Annotated in this window: 17 protein-coding genes; 4 read left to right on the forward strand and 13 right to left on the reverse strand. The window is 68.1% G+C overall.

Annotated features, from left to right (window positions below):
- Positions 1 to 141: 141 nt before the first annotated feature.
- The gene (locus tag C8D03_RS08160; RefSeq protein WP_108045817.1) at positions 142 to 855 is read left to right on the forward strand and encodes a hypothetical protein; all 714 of its coding nucleotides are present in this window, start codon (positions 142 to 144) and stop codon (positions 853 to 855) included.
- A gap of 17 nt (positions 856 to 872) precedes the next feature.
- On the opposite strand, the gene C8D03_RS08165 is transcribed toward C8D03_RS08160, so the two are convergent.
- From C8D03_RS08165 to C8D03_RS08175, 3 genes are all read right to left on the reverse strand, one after another.
- Complete coding sequence (locus C8D03_RS08165) at positions 873 to 1,820, reverse strand: lysylphosphatidylglycerol synthase domain-containing protein (RefSeq protein ID WP_181300788.1); 948 nt, start codon at positions 1,818 to 1,820, stop codon at positions 873 to 875.
- A gap of 187 nt (positions 1,821 to 2,007) precedes the next feature.
- The gene (locus C8D03_RS08170; protein ID WP_210203908.1) at positions 2,008 to 2,583 is read right to left on the reverse strand and encodes a hypothetical protein; all 576 of its coding nucleotides are present in this window, start codon (positions 2,581 to 2,583) and stop codon (positions 2,008 to 2,010) included.
- 28 nt (positions 2,584 to 2,611) lie between these two features.
- Positions 2,612 to 4,426, reverse strand: coding sequence for an ABC transporter ATP-binding protein/permease (locus C8D03_RS08175; protein WP_108045819.1), 1,815 nt, complete (start codon positions 4,424 to 4,426; stop codon positions 2,612 to 2,614).
- 137 nt (positions 4,427 to 4,563) lie between these two features.
- On the opposite strand from C8D03_RS08175, the gene C8D03_RS08180 reads away from it, so the two are divergent.
- Complete coding sequence (locus C8D03_RS08180; RefSeq protein ID WP_108045820.1) at positions 4,564 to 4,863, forward strand: plasmid stabilization protein; 300 nt, start codon at positions 4,564 to 4,566, stop codon at positions 4,861 to 4,863.
- A 95-nt stretch (positions 4,864 to 4,958) separates the two neighbouring features.
- On the opposite strand, the gene C8D03_RS08185 is transcribed toward C8D03_RS08180, so the two are convergent.
- From C8D03_RS08185 to C8D03_RS08195, 3 genes are all read right to left on the reverse strand, one after another.
- Positions 4,959 to 7,241 (reverse strand): NADP-dependent malic enzyme, encoded by a 2,283-nt coding sequence (locus C8D03_RS08185; protein WP_181300790.1) that lies wholly within the window; start codon positions 7,239 to 7,241, stop codon positions 4,959 to 4,961.
- Positions 7,242 to 7,396: 155 nt separating this feature from the next.
- Positions 7,397 to 9,223 carry a methyl-accepting chemotaxis protein gene (locus C8D03_RS08190; RefSeq protein WP_146170111.1) on the reverse strand — a complete coding sequence of 609 codons (1,827 nt, stop codon included), beginning with the start codon at positions 9,221 to 9,223 and terminating at the stop codon, positions 7,397 to 7,399.
- Positions 9,224 to 9,448: 225 nt separating this feature from the next.
- Positions 9,449 to 11,284 (reverse strand): methyl-accepting chemotaxis protein, encoded by a 1,836-nt coding sequence (locus tag C8D03_RS08195; protein WP_108045823.1) that lies wholly within the window; start codon positions 11,282 to 11,284, stop codon positions 9,449 to 9,451.
- Between the two features lie 188 nt (positions 11,285 to 11,472).
- Between C8D03_RS08195 and mutS the strand changes: the two genes are divergently transcribed.
- Positions 11,473 to 14,223 carry a DNA mismatch repair protein MutS gene (mutS, locus tag C8D03_RS08200; RefSeq protein WP_108045824.1) on the forward strand — a complete coding sequence of 917 codons (2,751 nt, stop codon included), beginning with the start codon at positions 11,473 to 11,475 and terminating at the stop codon, positions 14,221 to 14,223.
- Here the strand turns inward: mutS and C8D03_RS27125 are convergent.
- The 6 genes from C8D03_RS27125 to C8D03_RS08230 all read right to left on the reverse strand — a co-directional run bounded on the left by C8D03_RS27125 (position 14,220) and on the right by C8D03_RS08230 (position 18,285).
- Positions 14,220 to 14,540, reverse strand: coding sequence for a type II toxin-antitoxin system RelE/ParE family toxin (locus tag C8D03_RS27125; RefSeq protein WP_108045825.1), 321 nt, complete (start codon positions 14,538 to 14,540; stop codon positions 14,220 to 14,222). The genes mutS and C8D03_RS27125 overlap by 4 nt on opposite strands.
- On the reverse strand, positions 14,497 to 14,754 hold the full coding sequence (locus tag C8D03_RS08210; protein ID WP_108051374.1) for a type II toxin-antitoxin system ParD family antitoxin: 258 nt from the start codon (positions 14,752 to 14,754) through the stop codon (positions 14,497 to 14,499). The genes C8D03_RS27125 and C8D03_RS08210 overlap by 44 nt, the downstream gene beginning before the upstream one ends.
- 55 nt (positions 14,755 to 14,809) lie before the next feature.
- Positions 14,810 to 15,682 carry a C40 family peptidase gene (locus tag C8D03_RS08215; RefSeq protein WP_108045826.1) on the reverse strand — a complete coding sequence of 291 codons (873 nt, stop codon included), beginning with the start codon at positions 15,680 to 15,682 and terminating at the stop codon, positions 14,810 to 14,812.
- A gap of 13 nt (positions 15,683 to 15,695) precedes the next feature.
- Complete coding sequence (locus tag C8D03_RS08220) at positions 15,696 to 16,400, reverse strand: META domain-containing protein (RefSeq protein WP_181300792.1); 705 nt, start codon at positions 16,398 to 16,400, stop codon at positions 15,696 to 15,698.
- A gap of 64 nt (positions 16,401 to 16,464) precedes the next feature.
- Positions 16,465 to 16,818: a MarR family transcriptional regulator gene (locus tag C8D03_RS08225; RefSeq protein WP_108045828.1), complete on the reverse strand. Its 354-nt coding sequence runs from the start codon at positions 16,816 to 16,818 to the stop codon at positions 16,465 to 16,467.
- Between the two features lie 81 nt (positions 16,819 to 16,899).
- A complete protein-coding gene (locus C8D03_RS08230; protein ID WP_348981695.1) occupies positions 16,900 to 18,285 on the reverse strand; it encodes a leucyl aminopeptidase family protein in 1,386 nt (461 codons plus the stop codon).
- Positions 18,286 to 18,400: 115 nt separating this feature from the next.
- On the opposite strand from C8D03_RS08230, the gene C8D03_RS08235 reads away from it, so the two are divergent.
- A complete protein-coding gene (locus C8D03_RS08235; RefSeq protein ID WP_248308399.1) occupies positions 18,401 to 19,294 on the forward strand; it encodes a tetratricopeptide repeat protein in 894 nt (297 codons plus the stop codon).
- A 300-nt stretch (positions 19,295 to 19,594) separates the two neighbouring features.
- Here C8D03_RS08235 and C8D03_RS08240 read toward each other — a convergent pair whose 3' ends face one another.
- Positions 19,595 to 20,572 carry a type II secretion system F family protein gene (locus tag C8D03_RS08240; protein ID WP_108045829.1) on the reverse strand — a complete coding sequence of 326 codons (978 nt, stop codon included), beginning with the start codon at positions 20,570 to 20,572 and terminating at the stop codon, positions 19,595 to 19,597.

Genomic DNA, 20,572 nt, shown 5'->3' on the forward strand with positions numbered 1-20,572 from the left:
GGGCGCGCCATGCGCTCCGTGGGCAGCGCCGCCGCGCAAGCCCCACACCAGCCTCGCGCCCGATCGTCATGGATTGCCGGCTTCGTCTGGCGCCGGCCGGACGACCTGCTATCGTCGCGCGCGGGAACGGGGCGGGGACCGATGGTCGAAACAGGCGCGATGCGACAGGTCGTCATGACGCAAGGCGTGATGACGATCGAGGGCGTCACAGGACGGTTCGCTCAGGGCCTCGGCAGGCATCTGCGCCTGAGTGCGACCGGGTTGCGCCTGGTCCGCGGCTTCGCCCGCCGCGACGGGCGGCTCGACGACGACACCCGCATCCTCGGGCGCGCCTCGCTCATCGGCGACAGCCTCAACCGGGCCGGCGCCAGCGGCGAGGCCAGCGAGATCGCCCTGACGATCCGCCCCCTCGCCACTGGCGAAGACGGACGCATCCTGCTGCTGCTCGGCTTTCGCGAGGGCGAGGACGAGGCCGCCGGCTTCTTCGCGGAGGTCTTCGCGGCCTCCGGCGTGTTCGAGGCCTTGAGGACCGACGTGCTGTCGGGCGCGGCGCAGGTGCTGTCGCTCTCGGCCACGACCAGCCTCTGGGTGCGGGAAAACGAGCGCGACGCCGTGCCCGGCATGCCCGTCGCCTGGCATCTCGGCCTGGAGGCGGACGGGCGCCGGAGCGCGCCGGCCCGTGGCCTGATCGAGACGCTGGATTGGCACGGCACCGCTGCGCCGGTCACGCCGGCTCCCGCCCATGACGAGGAGCCGTTCGAGGCGAGCGCCGACCTGCTGGCCCGCATCAACTGGAGCCTCAAGCAGGTCGTGCTGGTGCTCGTGTTCCTGCTGATCGTGGTCGCGCTGAAATAGCCGCCTCGATCGGAAAATCAGCGCTCATGGCGCCTGATGCGCCGGACCATCTCGTTCAGCGCCAGCAGCACCAGCGCCAGGATGAACGGCAGGATGTAGTAGACGATCCGGAAGATCAGCAGCGCGCCGAGCACATGCTCGAAGGGCAGGCGGCTCAGCGCGACCAGCATCGTCGCCTCGAAGACACCTAGCCCGCCCGGCGCATGGCTGGCGATACCGACGAGGCAGGCGAAGACATAGACGGCGAGGAAGCTCGGATAGTCGATGCCGTGTCCGCCCGGCAGCAGCACGAACAGCACCGCCGCCGCGGCACAGACCTCGGTCGCGCCGAGGAACATCTGGCCGAGCGTGATGGCGAGCCCGGGCAAGGGCAGGTTCCAGCCGCGCACGCGGATGGTGCGCTCGCCGCTGGCGATCCAGCTCAGATAGACAAGCGTACCGAGCCCGACCGCCGCGCCGACCAGTTGCACCACGAGCGGCGAGGTGCGCGCCAGCGTGGCAACGGACCCTGTCGCGTAGAACAGGCTGACGCAGAGGATCGCGCCCAGCCCCAGCCAGAAGGTCAGGCCGGCGATGACCGTCAGGCTCGCGACCTCGGAGGCGCGCACGCCCTTGGGCGAATAGATCCAGTAGCGCACGGTGCCGCCGGTCACGATCGGGAAGCCGAGCGTGAAGGAGACGGAATAGCTGGTGAAGGAGGCAAGCGCCGTCGTGCGGTAGGGTATCGACAGCCCGAGCCGCTTCAGCGCCAGCGCATCATAGCCGGTGAGCAGCAGATAGCTCAGGGCGGTGAAGCCGCCGGCCAGGCCGAGTTGCCGCAGGCTGGCATTGGCGAAGGCGCCGGCGAGTTCGCCCGGCTCGATCTCCTGGACGATGTACCAGAGCACCACCAGCGAGGCGCCGAAGATCACGATGCTGGCGAGCGGCCCGAGCCACCACCAGCGGCTGCGCCTGCGCGGAGGCATTCCTGGCTCTAGCTGGCCGAACGACATACGCACTCTTGGTCGGTTTCGCGCAGGAGGCGGTGGCCAGCGGCGCCGATTGCGGGCGGCAGGCCAGGACGGCCCCGGCCGCAGACATAGCGCCTCGGCGGCAATGCACAAGGCAAGACGGCGCGGCGAATGCGCGCCATGAGCAAGGCGCAGTGCGCGATCAGCCGGTTTTTCTGAACACCCGCAGCGTCTTGAAGCTGGCGACTTCGTCGACCTGCGCGGTTTTGGCCCAATCGGCGATGATCGGCTCGGCCGTCGCATAGGCGAAGGACCCGGTGTAGAACAGCAGATAGCCGCCGACATCGGTTTGCGCCGTGAAGAGGTCGATCACCTCGCGGTCGGTCAGCGCGCCATAGGCGTCGTTCGCCTCGGTCCTGAATTCGCAGGCATGGAACAGCGTGACGATGTCGAAGCGGGGCAGGAGCTTCGCATTGCTGGTGTAGATGTCGCCGAAATAGGCGCTGTAGGTCTTGGTGATCGTCGGATTGCCAGTCGCGAGCTTGACGAAGGCATCGTATTCCTTCGGCGAGGCGGTGATGCCGAGCACGGTGCAGTCGAGTTCAGGCTCGGCGCATCGGATGCCGACATAATGGTGGCCGCCGGTGCCGAAATGGTAGATGCGCTTGCCGGTCAGGCCCTCTTCCTCCAGCCATTCGACGAAATGGACGTCGCACGGGCATTGCTCGACGCGCAGGCCCCAGTAGACGTCCCAGATGTTCATCGTCGCGGCGGTCATGGCTTTCGGCTCCCTGAAAAGATGATGGTCATTCGGCGGGCCCGGCCTGCGCCGGCAGCGCCGCCGCCATGCCGGGCTGGTCCGGCCCGACATGGCGTGAGGCCATGCGCACGACGCCGCCGGCGCGTTTCAGCAACAGCCGGTGCGTCGCAGCCTCGGCGAAGCCCGCGCCCTGCCCGAAGGCGATGATGATCGCATCCGGCCGCGCCGCACGCAGCTCGGTCAGGAGTTCGAGGGCGGCATCGGTATCGAAGGCGCTGGTCGCCTCGTCGAGCAGCACGACATCGGGCCGTTCGAGTTCGGCGCGGGCCAAGGCGAGGCGCTGGCGGTCGCCGGTCGCCAGTTCCTTGTCCCAGTCCCGGCTCTCGTCGAGCGGGGGCGCGAGGCCCGACAGGCCATAGCGGCGAAGCGCGCTCTCCAATTGCGCCTCCGGCACCGCCTTGCCCGTTTCGAGGATCGCGCGCAGGCTCCCCTCCGACAGATGCAGCTTCTGCGGCACCGCCGTCACGAAGGCACCGGGCGGCAGCATGATCGTGCCACGGCCCCAAGGCCAGAGCCCCGCCACCGCCTGCACCAGCGCGGCCTTGCCGAGGCCAAGCTCGCCGGAGACATGCAGCGTCGCGCCCGGCGGCAGGGAGCAGGAAATATCGGCGGCCAGCGTGCGCCCGTCGCGGTCGATCAGCGTCACCCCGTCGAGATGCAGCAGGCCGTCATGGCTTTGCTGGATCGCCAGATGCTCGCCCGGCGGCTCGCCATCGACGCGCTCCAGCGCATCGGCGAGTTCGTTGACGCGCCGCGCTGCCGCCAGCCATTCGGCAATGCGCATGAAATTGTCGAGCACCCAGTTGAAGGCGTTCTGCACGGCGACGAAAGCCGCCGCGACCTGGACCACGCCACCGAGCGACATCTCGCCGGAGAGATATTTCGGCGCCGCCAGCAGCAGCGGCACCACCGGCACCAGCGCGCCGCTGCCATTGGTGATCCAGGTCAGGCGGCCGCGCTGGCGGATCATCGCAAGCCAGCGCCCGACCAGGCCGTCATAGGTCCGCGCCACGGCGCGGCGCTCGCCCGCCTCGGTACGGGAGAGCGCGATCGTCTCGCCATGGTCGCGGATGCGCATGAGCGAGAAGCGCAACCTCGCTTCGCCCTCGTTGCGGGCGGCGATCAGGCTCGGCAGGCGGCGCCCCACGAAGGTCACGAGCAGCGAGACCAGCACGGCATAGACGATCGCCGCCAGCACGAGATAGGCCGGGATGACGATGACGGCGCCGCCCGACCGCAGCGTCAGCGCGCCGCCGATCTCCCAGAGAATCTCGATGAAGGTGATGATGGTGATAACCGCCGAGAGCAGGCCGATGGCGAAGTCGACGACGGGCTCGGTCGCCCAGCGGACATCGTCGGCGATGCGGTATTCGGGATTGGCCGGCTCGTAGCCCGAGAGACTGAGCCGGAAGAAGCGACGCTCGCCCACCCAGCTATCGGCGAGCTTTGCCGTCACCCATTGGCGCCAGTGCACCTGGAAGGTCTCGCGCGAGACCAGGATGACCACGCCGAGCCCGGCCGCGACCAGAACCAGCACCGGGAAGACCGCCATGGCGATCAGTGCGCTCTCGCTGTCCTTCTTCTCCAGCGCGTCGAAGAACCAGCCGTTCCAGCGGTTGATGGTGACGTTGGCAAAGACGGAGAGAATGATCGCGGCCGCCAGCAGCAGGGACCAGAACCAGGCACGCCGCGCGCTCGCTGCCTTCCAGAAGCCGCCGGTGAGACGCGCGAATCGAAGCGCGACCTGCCGATCGCTCGGCGCAGCCATGATCACGCCCGGCGTCTCGCTGCGCGCCTGCACGATGTTCGATCATCCCCCGCGGCCGGTTGTCCGGCACTCCGGGCAGGCTGACTCGCGCTGAATGAACTCGAAATGAACGGGAACAGCAGCCGCTTCGCCAGCGTTCAGCCACACATCGGGAAGGAAGGAGATCGACCATGCCACGCGGCGACAAGTCGGCCTATACCGACAAGCAGAAGCGCAAGGCCGGGCATATCGAGGAGAGCTACGAGGAGCGCGGCGTCGCGAAGGAGGAGGCCGAAAGGCGTGCCTGGGCGACCGTCAACAAGGAAAGCGGCGGCGGCAACAAGAGCGGCTCGGGCCGCGGCCAGCCGGATACCAAGGTCTCGTCGAAGCGCGGCGGTGCGATCGGCGGCAAGGCCTCCGCCTCCCGCCCCGCGGCCGAGCGCTCGGCCGCGGCGAAGAAGGCCGCCGAGACGCGAAAGAAGGCCTCATAAGCAGGGCCTGCCGCGATTCCCGCCGGTTTGGCCGAGAATCGCGAAGATGGGATGGTCGGGGCGAGCCCGACCATGAGGCTGAGATCGCGCCTCGCTTACCCGCCGATGTTGAAGGCTGCCAGCGCCGCCATGTTGACGATGTCGGAGTCCTTGGCGCCAAGCGGGACGATCTGGACCGGCTTGTCGAGACCGACGATCAGCGGGCCGATCACGGTCGATCCGCCGAGCTCCTGCAGCATCTTCGTCGAGATCGAGGCCGAGTGGAACGCAGGCATGACCAGCACGTTCGCGGGGCCGGTCAGCCGGCAGAACGGATACTGGCTCAGCAGATCGCGATTGAGTGCGACATCGGCGGCCATCTCGCCGTCATACTCGAAATCGACCCGCTGGGAGTCGAGCAACTTGACCGCCTCGCGCACCTTCTCCGAGCGCTCCCCGGCCGGATGGCCGAAGGTGGAGAAAGCCAGCATCGCGACCTTGGGCTCATAGCCGAGGCGCCGTGCCACGCCGGCCGCCTCGATCGCGATCTCGGACAATTCCTGCGCCGTCGGCATCTCGGTGATCGCCGTGTCGGCGACGAGCACGGTGCGCTCGCGCGAGAGCACGATCGAGACGCCGATGACGCGGTGGCCAGGCTTCTCGTCGATGACGCGGCGGACCTCCTCCAACGCGATCGAGTAGTTGCGGGTAACGCCGGTGACGAGGGCGTCGGCATCGCCGAGCGCGACCATGGCGGCGGCGAAATGGTTGCGGTCCTGGTTGATCAGGCGCTGGCAGTCGCGGAAGAGATAACCCTGCCGCTGCAGGCGCTCGTAGAGATACTGGGCGTAGGCCGAATTGCGCTTCGACAGCCGCGCATTCTGGACCGAGATGCCCTTGGCCTCGAGATCGAGGCCAAGGAAGGTCGCGGTCTCATAGACGCGCTCCTCGCGGCCGACCAGAATGGCGTGGCCGAGGCCCTGATTGACGAAGGACACCGCCGCGCGGATGACCTGCTCTTCCTCGCCTTCGGCGAAGACCACACGCTTGGGATAGCGCCTGACGCGCTCGAAAATGCGATTGAGCGTGCCGGCGACAGGGTCGCGCCGCGCCGAGAGCTGCGCCTTGTAGGCCGGGATATCGACGATCGGCTTGCCGGCGACGCCGGTCTCCATGGCGGCCTTGGCGACGGCCACCGGCACGACATGGATCAGCCGCGGGTCGAAGGGGACCGGGATGATGTAGTCCTTGCCGTAGCGCGGGCGCGAGCCCTGATAGGCGGCAGCGACCTCGTCGGGCACGTCCTCGCGGGCGAGCGAGGCCAGCGCCTCGGCCGCGGCGATTTTCATCTCCATGTTGATGGTCTTGGCGCGGACGTCGAGCGCGCCCCGGAAGATGAAAGGGAAGCCGAGGACGTTGTTGACCTGGTTCGGATAGTCCGAGCGACCCGTCGCCATGATGGCGTCGTCACGCACGGCGTGGACCTCCTCCGGCGTGATCTCCGGATCGGGGTTGGCCATCGCGAAGATGATCGGGTTCGGTGCCATCGACGCAACCATCTCGGGCGTGACCGCGCCCTTCTGCGACAGGCCGAAGAACGCATCGGCGCCGTCCATCGCCTGCGCCAGCGTGCGCCGGTCGGTGATGGCGGCGTGGGCCGATTTCCACTGGTTCATGCCCTCGGTGCGGCCCTGGTAGATCACGCCCTTGGTGTCGCAGAGAATGACGTTGTCGGGCTTGAAGCCCATCGCCTTGAGCAGCTCGGTGCAGGCGATCGAGGCCGCGCCGGCGCCGTTGATGACGAGGCGGGTCGTCTTGACGTCGCGGCCGGTGAGATCGAGCGCATTGATCAGGCCCGCGGCGGCGATGATCGCCGTACCATGCTGGTCGTCATGAAAGACGGGGATATCCATCAGCTCGCGCAGGCGCTGCTCGATGATGAAACACTCCGGCGCCTTGATATCCTCGAGATTGATGCCGCCGAAGGACGGACCGAGATAGCGCACGGCGTCGATGAACTTGTCGGCATCCTCCGTATCGACTTCGAGATCGATCGAATCGACGTCGGCGAAGCGCTTGAACAGAACCGCCTTGCCTTCCATCACCGGCTTCGAGGCGAGCGCGCCGAGATTGCCGAGGCCGAGGATCGCCGTGCCGTTGGTGATGACCGCGACGAGATTGGCGCGCGCGGTGTAGTCATAGGCCTTGCTCGGATCGTCCGCGATCGCCAGCACCGGCACCGCGACGCCGGGCGAATAGGCGAGCGAGAGATCGCGCTGTGTCGCCATGGGCACCGTCGCGACGATCTCGAGCTTGCCCGGGCGCCCCTCCGAGTGAAACAGCAATGCTTCCTGGTCGGTGAAGGTCGGGCGCGTGCGCTTGATCGGCTGGTCGGTCATGGGATTGTTCTTTTTTGTGAGCGTTTCCTGGAGGAGGCGGACCATAGGCAAGCGCCTGCGCGCCCACAAGGCGCGCTGGCGAGGAACGCTTATGCCGCTGGGTTACAGATCGCCGCTGCCGCCGGAGCCGCGGGCCTGCCCCAGGCCCCGCTTGGTCAGAGACGCCGGCGGACGCTGCCGACGAAATCGCCGACATAGCGATCGAGCGCGCTGGTCTGCTCGTCGACCGTGCGGGCCGCCTCGACGACGAGACGCGCCGCGTCGCCCGTGACCCGGGCCTCGTCGCCGACGGAACCGACATTGCTCGTGACGGCGACCGCGCTGCCGGCGACGGCCTGTGCATCGGTCGCGATGGTGGTGACGATGTCGGCCTGCCGGTTCACGACGCGCGCGAGGACACCCGAGGTCTGCTCGATGTCGCTCATCGTCCTGTCCATGAAGGCGACGGCACCCGAGGCGGTCGCGGCGGCGCCGCGGATCTCCTGCAGGGTCGCGGCGATGTCGCGCGTGGCCTTCTGGGTCTGCTCGGCCAGATTCTTGACCTCGCCGGCGACGACCGCGAAACCGCGCCCCGCCGCGCCTGCGCGCGCGGCCTCGATCGTCGCGTTGAGCGCGAGCAGGTTCGTGCGCGCCGCGATGTCCTCGATCAGATCCAGGACGGCACTCGCCTTGTCGGCGGCCGTGTTCAGCCCCGCGACATCGCGTTGCGTCTGCCGGACATAGCTCGCTGCGTCATGGGCCGCCTGATCGGCATGTTCCGTCTGGCGCATCAGTTCGCGGATCGACGCCTCGATCTCCTCGGCTGCTACCGCGACGCTGCCGATGCGGTTCGAGGCGCTTTCCGCCTCGCGCCTGACGGCGACGGCCCGCTGCGTCGTGTTGTCGGCGCTCTGTGCCATCGCACTGGCGGCCTCGTACATGCTGCGGACCGAGCGGCTCACGTCCTGAAGCGCCTTGCCGACGGTCACCTCGAGCTGTCCCGCGAGCTCGTCGAGCTGGCTTCGACGCGCCTCCTCGATTTCGGCGCGGCGCGTCTCGATGGTTCTCTCATCGGTGACATCGAACAGGATGCCGTCCCAGACGCGCGTGCCGTCGGGCAAGCGACGCATCGTCGCCTCGCTGCGCATGGCCACGATCGAGCCGTCCTTGCCATGGTAGCGGAGATGGAGGCGCCAGTTGTCCTTCTCCTCGAACCCCGCTCTGCAAGCCTGCTCGAAACGGGCCCGATCCTCCGGAATCATCTTGTCGATCCAGACGCGGGCGTCCCGCTCGACATCCTCCTGCTTGACGCCCAGCAATTCACCGAGCCGGAACGAGGCAAAGCGGTAGCTCACCGTGCCATCCGGACGCAGAATGCGCTGGTAGAGCGTGCCGGGTACGCGCTGTGCCAGGGTCTTGAAGCGATAGCCGGTTTCGCGCCGCTCGGCATCGACCACGATCAGCAGCGACGCGAGTATCGTGCCGACGATGTTGATGACGAGAACCGGGGGGAAAGCCTGGGTCAGAACCTCCCACATCAGCTCGCGGTTCGGCAGCAGCAGGATGGGCGGCAGCAGCACCACGCCGCTCGCCAGAGCCAGCCAGGCCACGTCGCCGCGGGAGGGCGGGCGCTTACTGGCCTGGATGCGCCAGCGCATGGCGAGCCCAGCGAGCGCACTGAGGCCGATACCGGCGATGCCCATGGCCATGCCGTTGCCGCCCTCGGCATAGCGGTACAGGGAGAGCGCTCCGGCGACGAGCCCGCTCGAGAGCGGCCCGCCGAAGGCGCCCGCCAGCAGCGCGGCGATGTTGCGGGAGCTGACGACCACGCCGGGCTGCTGCACGAAGGGATGAGCCATGCTGAGCAGCCCGGCGCCGCCGAGCAGCGCGCCGATGACGATCTGGCGCAGGATCGGATATCGCTCGAGGACCGGCGTGACGGCCGTGACGGCGAGCGCTGCCAGCAGAATGAACGACAGGCTCTCGATCAGGGTAACGATCAACGATTTCGATCCGCGCCGGTTAACGATCCGCCAACCATGCCCCCGATTGCTGAATGCCTTCCTAACGCGGGAAGCATTCGCGGGCACGAAACACTCCGATTCGACTCGATATCGCCTTTGGCCGGGTGCGGGGGGCGCTTGGTGCAGGGGCGCTCGATGCAGGGGCGCTCGCGCATCGCATCGGCTGTCGCCGAAGGCCGCGCGCTCCTTCCAGAGCCGCGACCGTCAGAGGCGACGGCGCACGCCGCCGACGAATTCCCCGACATAGCGATCGAGTGCGGCGGTCTGCTCGTCGACCTTGCGGGCGACATCGAGGACGCGCTGGGCGGCGCCGCCGGTGACGGAGGCCTCGGCGCCGACCGAGCCGACGCTGGCCGTGACGGCGCTGGTGCTGCCGGCGACGGCCTGGGCGTCGGCCGTGATCGTCGAGGCGATGTCGGCCTGCCGGCTGACGACATCGGCGATGGCGCCGGAGGTCCGCTCGATCGTGGTCATGGTGCCTTCGATATGGGCGACGGCTTCCGAAGCCGCGGCAGCAGCGCCTCGGATGTCCTGCAGCGTCGCCGCGATGTCACGGGTCGCCTTCTGGGTCTGTTCGGCCAGGTTCTTGACCTCGCCGGCCACGACGGCGAAGCCACGTCCGGCCGCACCGGCACGGGCGGCCTCGATCGTCGCGTTCAGCGCCAGGAGATTGGTACGCGACGCGATATCCTCAATGAAATCGAGCACCGAGCTGACCTTGTCGGCGGCTTCGCCGAGGCCTGCGACGTCGCTGCGGGTGGAGCGGACATAGCTCGCGGCATCCCGCACCGTCTGGTCGGCATGAGCCGTCTGACGCGTCAGTTCGCGGATCGAGGCCTCGATCTCCTCGGCCGCGACCGCGACGCTGCCGACGCGGCGCGAGGCGACATCCGCCTGACGGGTGACCTCGCCGGCCCGCAACGCTGTATTGTTGGCGCTGCCGGCCATCTCGTTGGCGGCTTCATGCATGCTGCGGACCGACGACGCGACCTCCTGCAGCGCCTTGCCGACCGTCACCTCCAACTGCGTGGCGAGGCTTTCGAGCGCCGCCTTGCGCTCATCCTCGAATTCGCGCCGGCGCTGCTCGAGCGTGCGCTCCGCCGTGACATCGATCATGATGCCGTCCCAGCAGATCGAGCCGTCCGCCAGACGGCGCGCCGCAGCGTCGGTCCTGAGCCAGACCATGGAGCCGTCATCGCGGCGATGCCGCCCCTCGAAGCGCCACGGCTTCAAGGTCCTCTCGGCCGCGGCCTGGGCATTCGCCCTGGCCAGGAAATCGCGGTCCTCCGGCACCATCCAGCGCAGCCAGCTGGTCGGATCGCGCTCGACCTCCGCGCGTGTGACATCGAGAAATTCCTCGATCTTGGAATTGGCCAGCTTGTGCTGGATCGTGCCGTCCGGCCGCAGGATCTTCTGATAGAGGACGCCGGGCATGTTGGCCGTGCAGGCCTCGAGACGCAGCAGAGCCTCGACGCGCTCCTGGTCGCTCTTGATGATGTACCCGATCAGGAAGGCGCCGAGCACGTTGATCATGGTCACGCCCGGGCCCGACAATGCCAGGATCAAGCCCCAGGCGCGCGGGAACGGCACCAGGCCCAAGATCATCGCCACTGGCATCCAGGCCGCGACGAGGCTGAGGCCGAACAGCCCCTGCAGCGACGCCGTACGCCCAGCCCGTCGCAGCCAGATGGCATAGGCCGCCCCGATCGCCGAACAGAGCAGGATGACGCCGACGCCAGCCGGCGCCCCCGTACCACCGATGTGAAGGCGCAGGGCAGACAGTGCGACCGCCGAGACAAAAGCGGCGATCGGACCGCCGAGCGGCCCAGACAGGACGGCGGCGATATTGCGGAAATCGAGCTGGATGCCGGGCTGAATGGCGATCGGATCCAGCATGCTCGCGCACCCGCCCGCCGCGAAGATCAGCCCGATGACGACCTGCCGCAGCCTGAGATGCTCGCCGAGACGCTGCGTCGCCAACGGCACCAGTACCGTAGCGACGATGAGGTAGCCAAGACCTCTGGTCAGTTCCAGTAGCATAGGGGCGTGCCCGGTACGGCTGAGGACGACATCCCTTCATGATGTATGTCGGTTGTGGCTAACGAATGCTGAACTCGCCCTGTTGCAGGGACACCGGAGCCCACGTCCACATCAAAAAGTCGCCGGAAGCGCGCCGGCCGGCCTGCGCGGTTCCCAAGCGGGGGCCGAATCGCTAGCGTTCGCGCACCATGCACAGCGCTCGCCAGTCTCTTCACGAACGGGTCGACCCGCCCGCCGCTCCCCCGGCCGTTGCCCGGGAGGAGACCAGCCGCGTCACGCCGATGATGGCGCAATATGTCGAGATCAAAGCAGCCAATCCCGACTGCCTGCTGTTCTACCGGATGGGCGACTTCTACGAGCTGTTCTTCAGCGATGCCGAGATCGCCTCGCGTACGCTCGGGATCGTGCTGACCAAGCGCGGCAAGCACCAGGGTGACGACATCCCGATGTGCGGCGTGCCGGTAGAGCGCGCCGACGACTATCTGCAGAGGCTGATCGCGGCGGGGCACCGCGTTGCGGTCTGCGAGCAGACCGAGGATCCGGCCGAAGCCAGGAAGCGCGGGCCGAAATCCGTAGTCAAACGGGATGTGGTGCGCCTCGTCACGCCAGGCACCATCACCGAGGAGCGCCTGCTCGAGCCGGGCCGGGCGAGCCTGCTCGTCGCGGTGGCGCGGCGCAAGCTCGGCGATACCAGCGCGCTTTACGGCATCGCGGCGATCGACATCTCGACCGGGCGCTTCAGCGTGATGGAGGCGCCGCAGGAGCGGCTCGCGATCGAATTCGCCCGCCTCGAACCGCGCGAGATCGTTTGCCCGGACGCCATTCACGACGATCCGGAGCTGAAGGAATTCTGGCGCGAGATCGGCGTGCCGGTGACGCCGCTGGCGCGGGAGGGGCTCGACGCGGCCTCGGCCGAGCGCCGGCTGAAGGACTTCTTCGGCGTCGCGACGCTCGACGCCTTCGGCAGCTTCAGCCGGGCCGAGGTCGCGGCAGCCGGCGCGGCGCTGGCCTATGTCGAGCGGACACAATTCGGCGCGCGTCCGCCGCTCTCGCCGCCTGTGCGCGATGCCGGCTCGGCCACCATGCTGATCGACGCCGCGACGCGCGCCAATCTCGAACTGACCCGGACCCTCTCGGGCGAGCGCAGCGGCAGTCTGCTGGCGGCGATCGACCGCACCGTAACACCGGGCGGGGCGCGCCTGCTCGCCGAGCGCCTGGCCGGGCCACTAACCGACCCCGCCCCGATCGCGGAGCGGCACGACGCGGTCGAGGCACTGGTCTCCGACGGCGCATTGCGCGAGGATCTGCAAGCCGCGCTCGCCAAGGTGCCGGATATCGCCCGGGCGCTGGCACGGCTCTCGCTCGACCGCGGCGGGCCGCGCGATCTCGCGGCGCTGGGCTCGGGGCTGAGTGCAGCTCGTGCCATCGTCGGCATGTTGCTGCACCGGGCGGCGCTCCCGGCCGAACTGTCCAGGGCCTCGCGCGCGTTGTCGGAGATCGACCCTGACCTGCCGGCGCGGCTCGAAGCGACGCTCGCCGACGAACTGCCGCTGAACCGCCGCGACGGACGCTTCGTGCGCGAGGGGCACGATCCGGATCTGGACGAGCTGCGGCTGTTGCAGGTCGATTCTCGCAAGGTAATCGCGCAGCTGCAGGCGCGCTATGCCGCCGATACCGGCTGCCGCACGCTGCGGATCAAGCACAATTCGATGCTGGGTTATTTCGTCGAGGTGCCGCAAGCCATCGGCGAGGATTTCCTCAAGGAGCCCTGGCGGGCGACCTTCGTGCACCGCCAGACCATGTCCGACGCGATGCGGTTCTCATCGGTCGAGCTCGGCGGGCTGGAGGCGAAGATCGCCTCGGCCGCCGACCGCGCACTGAAACTCGAACTGGGGATCTTCGCCGCGCTCAGCGAGAGCGTGCTCGCCCATGCCGAACCGATCAAGCGGGCCGCCGCCGCGCTGGCCGAGATCGACGTCGCGGCAGGGCTCGCCGAGCTGGCGGCGCGGGAGGGCTGGAACCGGCCGCTGATCGACGCCAGCGAAGCCTTCACCATCCGGGCCGGGCGCCACGCCGTCGTCGAGGCGGCGCTGAAGCGCGACGGCAAGCCCTTCGTCGCCAACGAGACGGAATTGTCGCCGCCGGGAGCCGACGCGAAGGGCGGACGCATCTGCCTGATCACCGGCCCGAACATGGCCGGCAAGTCGACCTTCCTGCGCCAGAACGCGCTGATCGCGGTGCTGGCGCAGATGGGTGCCTTCGTGCCGGCAGCGAGCGCCCATATCGGCGTTGTCGACCGGCTGTTCTCGCGCGTCGGCGCCGCCGACGATCTGGCGCGCGGGCGCTCGACCTTCATGGTGGAGATGGTCGAGACCGCCGCGATCCTGAACCAGGCCGGGCCGCGCGCATTGGTCATCCTCGACGAGATCGGGCGCGGCACGGCGACCTTCGACGGGCTCTCGATCGCCTGGGCCGCCATCGAGCATCTGCACGAGGTCAATCGCTGCAGGGGCCTGTTCGCGACGCATTATCACGAACTCACCGCGCTGGCGGACCGGTTGGAGCGCGTCACCAACGCGACCGTGCGCGTCACCGAATGGAACGGCGAGGTGATCTTCCTGCACGAGGTCGTGCCGGGTGCCGCCGACCGCTCCTACGGCATCCAGGTCGCCAAGCTCGCCGGGCTGCCGCCGGCCGTGGTCGAGCGCGCCCGCAGCATTTTGAGCGAACTCGAGAAAACCGAGCGCGAAAAGCCTGTCGCCTCGCTCGTCGACGACCTGCCGCTCTTCGCGGCGCCGCAGCGCCGCGCCGCGCCGGCACCTACCCTGCCGGCCGAGGACCCGTTGCGGCTGGCGCTCGACGGGCTCGACCTCGACGAAATGACGCCGCGCGAGGCGCTGGAAGCGCTCTATCGGTTGAAGGGGCTGGGTAACGTTTAAAGCAGCCTTTCCCAGTCGCTGCGCTGATGAAGAATTCGCAGAACCAGCAGGTCCCGACCTTCCGTCTCGTAAACGACGACATGGCTGCCATGAGGATGAACCCGGACGGGTTTTGAAAGCTCCGTGCGCTCCGGCGCCAACCATGGCTGCGTCGCCAGTAATTCGATACAAGCCTCAAGACTGTCGCCGCAGCGTTCTGCTTGGCGCGTACCAAATTGCAGCGCGCCGCGAACATAGATGTCGTCGAGATCCTGCTCGGCCTGCTCCGTAAGCCTAAGCGCCGTCGGCGCCCAACTCCTTGGCGCGCTTCCGCGCAGATTCGCGAATGTCGACGAATGTGCGCCTGCCTATGCCGCTGGCGCGGCCCTCATCGATGAGTCGCTGGAATTCGGCAATCTTCTCTCGCCGCTCCTGATCCCTTCGGATCAGGTCACGCACATAATCACTGGCGTTGCCGTATCGGCCGGTCTCGGTCTGAGCCTCGACCCAAGCTTTCATCTGATCGGGCAGGGATACGTTCATCGTCGCCATATCAGTCTCCCGTCGCGGCAAGGATAGCACCTTGGCAATCTTTGCCAATGGCCGATCATCCTATGCGGCGAATCGCCGTGATCGCGCCGAAGCTTTTCGCCTGGATGCGGTCGCGGGCGGTGCGCAGCGGCTCGCTCATCACGGTCATCGAATAGGCGGTGGCGTGGAGGAGGGTGTCGGGGTCGGTCAGGATGCCGACATGCCCCTTCCAGAACACCAGGTCCCCGCGACGCAAGCCCTGAAGGCTGTCGTCGAAGGCGACGTCCGCGCCGATGCCGCTCTCCAGCATGTCGGAATCGCGTGGCGAGGCAATGCCGGCGGCGGCGAGTGCGAGCTGGGTCAGGCCCGAACAGTCGAGGCCAAGGCTGGTCTTGCCGCCCCAGAGATAGGGCACGTTCAGGAAGCGCTCGGCGACGCTGACGAAATCGGCCTCGGGCACGGCGAGCGGCGCAACGTGACCGGCGAAGACATAGCCCGACGCGAAGCGGCCGAACTCGGAGAGCACGACGAACTCGCCGGCCTCGCCCGCGACGGCGACACCGGCGCCGAGCGAGAGCGCGGCCAGCGGCGGCAGCTTCATCGAGGGGCCGGGATAGACGAAGGTCCGCAGGGCGCTGACGCGATGTGTCGGCGCGAGTGCGTCGGCCCGCAGGGCATCGTCGGGAAGATAGCCGACATAACCGTCCGAGCGGAGCTGGACCCAGGCCCAGCCCTCGAAGCGCTCATAGACATCGACGCGTTCGCCGCAGAGCGCTTCCGTGTCGAGGGCTGCGTCGGGGCGCGGTTCGCGATGCAGCGGTGCCGATGGCGCGGCGACGCGCATCGGCACGGGATCGGCAAAGGCCCTCGCCTCCACTTGGCCCATCAGGTGGCGCGCGGCGAGATCGGGGCGAGCCGGGGTCAGGCGGCGGTCGAGCGTAGCTGTCATGTCGGAGCCGGATCTAGCGGCGGCGCGCCACCAAGGCGGTGCCGTCCTTGCCTTTGAGGATGAGGGCGCCGTCAGCCCGGATATCGAAGCCAGTGACGCCTTCGAGCTGGCGCAACAGGCTCTGCTCCTGCTGCATGATATCCGGCGGGCAGGCCATCATGGTCGTGGCGGCAGCACCGAACGTCAGGCCTTCGCCAGTCAGCATGAACGAGGACCGAAAGCGGTTGCAGGACGCCTTGCCGACGAGTGCGCCATCGTCGAGGAATTGCAGCGTCGCGCCGGCCTTGGCGATCACCGGCGTGCCGGCGATCTGCGCCACCACCCACTCATTGGTGCCGAGCAGCGTGCGAGGCAGGCCGCCGCAGCCCCGCAGCACGGGGCCGAGCCCGAAGATCGAGACGCGGTCGGGATGCGGCATTCCGCTCATCGTATCGTGGCAGAGGCGCCGCTCGATCGTGATCCGGGAGGGGCGGCCGCCGAGAACCACGTCATAGCGCGTGCGTTGGCCGGTGCGACGTGGCCTCGGCGTCGTGGCCTGGAAACGTTCGCCGGCTGCGATCTCCAGCGTCACGGCCTGCCCCGTGATCGCGAGATGCCAGCCCGGCTCCTGTCCGCGCGCGGAATAGGGCAACGAACCCGGCGAAGCGGCAAGCGCAGCTCCGCTCAAGACGAGAGCGACGATGCCGGCAAGCCGGCCGATACTGTGCTTCCAGAGCATCGTGATTCTCCACCGAGACAATGACCATAGTCGCAACGACCCGGTGCCGTCACGCCGGACCGGCTCAGCCGCCATTCATCTCCCTGGCGCGCTCGACCACGAGATCGGCCAGCCGTTCGACCGCGAGCGCGCCAGCGACAGTGCGCTGGATCACGACGTTGCGGCGGTCGAACTCGTCGCGCTTGCGGGTGACGAGGCCGAGCTTGCCCATGGTGTCGAGTGCACGGGTGATGACCGGCTTGGTAACGCCGAGCTGGGCTGCCAGGCCACGCACCGTGTGCGGCGGCAATTCCAGATAGATCGTCAGCAGGATCGCAGTCTGCCGCGCCGACAGATCGGCCTGCCCGTCCCGCACCAGATCGAGATGCACCTGCCGCCACAGCCTGAGCGCCTGAGACGGCCTGATCTCCAAGGGCATGAGCGCGCGCGGTCCCGATCGTTACGGGTCCGTATCATTATACCGCGGAGGCGAAGGCGCAATCGGCTTCTCGCGGCAGGATTAACCGGCCGGGTAGAACTGCTTCACGAGCGCGTAGGTCAGCCGTGCCGCCTGGCATTCGCCGCCCTCCGGCCGCCCCGGCCTGGCCGAGGGGTTCCAGGCGTAGATGTCGAAATGCGCATAGGCAGCAGCCTTCTCGACGAAGCGGTTCAGGAACAGCGCCGCCGTCACCGAGCCGGCGAAGCTGCCGCCGGAGACGTGGTTGAGATCGGCGATCCGGGAATCGAGCATCCGCTCGTAATTCGGCCAGAGCGGCATGCGCCAGACCGGATCGTTGACAGCCTCGCCCTGCCTCGCGATCTCCGCCGCCAGCCCCTCGTCATGGGTGTAGAAGGGCGGCAGCTCCGGTCCCAGCGCCGTGCGGGCCGCGCCCGTCAGCGTGGCGTAGTCGATCAGCAGCTCCGGTGCCTCCTCATCGGCCAGCGCCAGCGCATCGGCCAGGATCAACCGGCCCTCGGCATCGGTGTTGCCGATCTCGACCGAGAGACCCTTGCGGCTCGCCAGCACGTCGCCGGGACGGAAGGACGAGCCCGAGACCGCATTCTCGACCGCCGGCACGAGCAGGCGCAGGCGCACCGGCAGCTTCGCCAGCATGATCATGCGGGCTGCCGCGATGGCGGCCGCCGCCCCACCCATGTCCTTCTTCATCAGCAGCATGCCAGCCGAAGGCTTGAGGTCGAGCCCGCCGGTGTCGAAGGCCACGCCCTTGCCGACGAGGGTGACCCGCGGATGGGACGGATCACCCCAGACCAGATCGACGAGCCGCGGCGCACGAGGCGACGCGCGGCCGACCGCGTGGATCATCGGGAAGTTGCGGGCGAGCAGCTCGTCGCCGACGATGGCGGTCGCGGTCGCATCGCATTCCGCGGCAAGCGCACGGATCGCAGCCTCGATCGCGGCCGGTCCCATGTCGTTGGCCGGGGTGTTGACCAGATCGCGGGCGAGCGCGACCGAGGTCGCGATCCGGACCAGATCCTCGCCGTCGACGCCATCCGGCAGAACCAGCCGCGCGCTGGCCGGAGCAGGCTTGCGGTAGCGGTCGAAGCGATAGCCCTGGAGCAGCCAGCCGAGCGCCGCGAGTGCGACATCGCCGGTCTCGCCCACCAGTGCATAGTCGCCGGCCGGCAACAAAGCGGCGAGCCTGCCCGGGGCGAAGGGGTCGCGCCGACGTGCATCGGTGCCCTCCACGCCGAGAAGGACGGCGGCGACCGCGCCGGAGGAATCGGGCAGGACGAGGTGCTGGCCCGGCTGCGCGGCGAAGGCCTGCGCCTCGGCGAAACGCCGCCCCTCCGACGCGAGCCCGGCCAGGAGCGCCGGCAGGCCCGCCTTCGTCACGCAATGGACGGGAATCGCGGTGGGCGAGGCTTGAACGATGAGGCTGTGCACGACGGTGGATACCTGGTCGGGAGGAAGCGGCAGGGGGCCGGTTAAGGATGCGTTAGGGTTAACGTTTTATCACCGGGGCAACCAGATCTTCCATCGTGGCAAGGCGATGAGACCCATGTTTTCCAATCATCCGTCGTCCCGCCATCTGCCCTCGCCTGCTCGCTCGCGTGCCCTGTCGCGGCCGGGCCTGGGGCTTGCAGTCTGCCTCGCGGCGCTCGCACTGGCGGGCTGCCAGAGCCGGGGCGGCCTCGGCGACATCACCGGCTCGATCGGCAAGAGCACGACGCAGCCGAAAAGCTCGGCCGACTGGCATGCCGAAAGCGAGCGCTGGGGCAAGCGCTACGAGGCCAACCCGAAGGATCGCGACGCGGCGTTCAACTACGCACGCGCCCTGCGCGCGCTCGACCAGAACGCCCAGACGCTCGCCGTGCTGCAGAGCGCCGTGCTGACCCATTCCAACGACCGCGAGATGCTCGGTGCCTATGGCCGTTCGCTCGCCGACAACGGCCGACTCAAGGAGGCCGACGAGGTGCTCTCGCGGGCGCATTCGCCGGAGCGTCCGGACTGGCGCATCCTGTCCGCGCAGGGCACCGTCGCAGACCAGCTCGGCGAACATGCCCGCGCCCAGCAGATCTACCAAGCAGCCCTCAAGATCGCGCCGGGCGAGTCGACCGTACTTTCCAATCTCGGCCTCTCGCTCGCGCTCTCCCGGCAGTTGCCCGAGGCCGAGCGCGTCCTGCGCGAGGCGACCTCCGCCGGAAACGCCGATCCGCGCGTGCGGCAGAACCTCGTTCTGGTGCTGGGCCTGCAGGGCCGCTTCGCCGAGGCCGAGACGCTGGCCAGGCAGGACCAGAATCCCGCCGAGGCAGCCGCGACGATCGCCTATCTCAAGCGCAGCGTCGCCCAGCCCAATAGCTGGGAGATGCTCAAGACCGGCGGAGCGAAGGGCAAGCCCAAGGCCGCGCCGGCTCAGGCCCGAGGGCCGGAAGCGGCAGCGCCGCAGGGCTGAACGAGGCTCTCGCTTCGATTCCGGACCCTGCCGCAAGCTCGCCCATTCACCGGCGCTCGTGCGAGGCCGTGCGTGTTTAATCCCGACATGCCTGGATCCCAGGAGCCGCCGAAGGCGGCCTTGATGTTCATGGGGCCTTGCCGTGATCGGTCTGGCGCCGGTCATTGCAGGCACCGCGGAGGCCCCTGACAACGCTCGCCTTATCGCGGCTGTTTCCCTGAGACCAAGCTTCGCCCGAATTTTCAGCGAAAAGACAGCCATGACGCGAGGCCCCAAGGAGCGGCCCTGCGGCGAATACCGTCACTCCAGCTTCATCACCTGGATCACCGCCGGCATCATGATGACGACGAACAGCACCGGCAGGAAGAACAGGATCATCGGGACGGTCAGCTTCGGCGGCAGCGCCGCGGCCTTCTTTTCCGCCTCCATCATGCGCTGGTCGCGGCTCTCCTGCGACAGCGTCCGCAAGGCGGTGCCCAGCGGCGTGCCGTACCGTTCCGCCTGGATCAGCGCGGTCGAGACCGATTTGACGCCTTCGAGTCCGGTACGGGTGGCCAGGTTCTCATAGGCCTGGCGGCGTTCGGAGAGGTAGGATAGCTCGGCCGTGCAGAGCGCGAACTCCTCGGCGAGCGGCACCGACTGGCCGCCGATCTCAGTCGAAACCTTGCGGAAGGCGTGCTCGATCGACATGCCGGATTCGACGCAGATCAGCAGAAGGTCGAGCGCGTCCGGAAACGCCAGCTTCATCGAGGCCTGGCGTTTGCCGATCTGGTTGGAGAGGAAGACTTCCGGCGCCTTGATGCCGAGATAGGCGCCACCGACCGCCATTCCGATCCTGACAAGCGTCGACTGGCCGAAATCGTTGACGACGAACACATAAAACAGCGTGAACAGGAAAAGCCCGATCGGCATCACCAGACGGAAGAACAGGAAGGCGACTTCCGCCTGCTGGCCGCGATAGCCGGCCATGGCGAGTTGTTTCTTGGCCGTCTCGGTGCCCAGCCAGTCTCCCAGCTTGAACTGCTCGACGATGCGCCGCATGAACGCCTTCGGCTCCTGGCGCAGCGAGACCCGATCACTCTGTCGATTCAGCCGTTCGCGCTCGCGGGCGCGAATCTTCTCGCGCTCGGTGGCGACATTCTTCATCCGCTTCTGAAGGTTCGAGCCCTCCGTCAACGGAATGGCGATGGTGAGGACCGTCGCGGCGGCGGCGATCGCCACGAACAGCGCCAGCAGGAACTGGCTGTCGACGGCCTTCTCCGCGATCAGGGAAATCAT

The sequence above is a fragment of the Bosea sp. 124 genome, assembly GCF_003046175.1.
Classification (GTDB): Bacteria; Pseudomonadota; Alphaproteobacteria; order Rhizobiales; family Beijerinckiaceae; genus Allobosea.

Excerpts from the sequence above, each read along its gene's own strand:
- C8D03_RS08160 (WP_108045817.1), top strand. The coding sequence starts at position 142 with ATGGTCGAAACAGGCGCGATGCGACAGGTCGTCATGACGCAAGGCGTG.
- C8D03_RS08165 (WP_181300788.1), bottom strand. The coding sequence starts at position 1,820 with ATGCCTCCGCGCAGGCGCAGCCGCTGGTGGTGGCTCGGGCCGCTCGCC.
- C8D03_RS08170 (WP_210203908.1), bottom strand. The coding sequence starts at position 2,583 with ATGACCGCCGCGACGATGAACATCTGGGACGTCTACTGGGGCCTGCGC.
- C8D03_RS08180 (WP_108045820.1), top strand. The coding sequence starts at position 4,564 with ATGCCACGCGGCGACAAGTCGGCCTATACCGACAAGCAGAAGCGCAAG.
- C8D03_RS08185 (WP_181300790.1), bottom strand. The coding sequence starts at position 7,241 with ATGACCGACCAGCCGATCAAGCGCACGCGCCCGACCTTCACCGACCAG.
- C8D03_RS08195 (WP_108045823.1), bottom strand. The coding sequence starts at position 11,284 with ATGCTACTGGAACTGACCAGAGGTCTTGGCTACCTCATCGTCGCTACG.
- mutS (WP_108045824.1), top strand. The coding sequence starts at position 11,473 with ATGCACAGCGCTCGCCAGTCTCTTCACGAACGGGTCGACCCGCCCGCC.
- C8D03_RS08210 (WP_108051374.1), bottom strand. The coding sequence starts at position 14,754 with ATGGCGACGATGAACGTATCCCTGCCCGATCAGATGAAAGCTTGGGTC.
- C8D03_RS08215 (WP_108045826.1), bottom strand. The coding sequence starts at position 15,682 with ATGACAGCTACGCTCGACCGCCGCCTGACCCCGGCTCGCCCCGATCTC.
- C8D03_RS08220 (WP_181300792.1), bottom strand. The coding sequence starts at position 16,400 with ATGCTCTGGAAGCACAGTATCGGCCGGCTTGCCGGCATCGTCGCTCTC.
- C8D03_RS08225 (WP_108045828.1), bottom strand. The coding sequence starts at position 16,818 with ATGCCCTTGGAGATCAGGCCGTCTCAGGCGCTCAGGCTGTGGCGGCAG.
- C8D03_RS08235 (WP_248308399.1), top strand. The coding sequence starts at position 18,401 with ATGTTTTCCAATCATCCGTCGTCCCGCCATCTGCCCTCGCCTGCTCGC.
- C8D03_RS08240 (WP_108045829.1), bottom strand. The coding sequence starts at position 20,572 with ATGATTTCCCTGATCGCGGAGAAGGCCGTCGACAGCCAGTTCCTGCTG.